Below are 307 nucleotides of genomic sequence, written 5' to 3' on the forward strand. Positions count from 1 at the left end.
GGTTGGGCACTCTAGAGGGACTGCCGGCGACAAGTCGGAGGAAGGTGGGGATGACGTCAAATCATCATGCCCCTTATGACCTGGGCTACACACGTGCTACAATGGGCGGTACAAAGGGCTGCGAACCCGCGAGGGGGAGCGAATCCCAAAAAGCCGCTCTCAGTTCGGATTGCAGGCTGCAACTCGCCTGCATGAAGCCGGAATCGCTAGTAATCGCGGATCAGCATGCCGCGGTGAATACGTTCCCGGGCCTTGTACACACCGCCCGTCACACCACGAGAGCTTGCAACACCCGAAGTCGGTGAGG

At 59.6% G+C, this 307-nt stretch carries 1 rRNA gene; it reads left to right on the forward strand.

The features are described 5' to 3' along the window. Positions 1-307 (forward strand): 16S ribosomal RNA (locus BRO54_RS19040); the annotation flags it as partial.

Origin of the sequence: Geobacillus proteiniphilus (genome assembly GCF_001908025.1) — a bacterium.
GTDB lineage: Bacteria > Bacillota > Bacilli > Bacillales > Anoxybacillaceae > Geobacillus > Geobacillus proteiniphilus.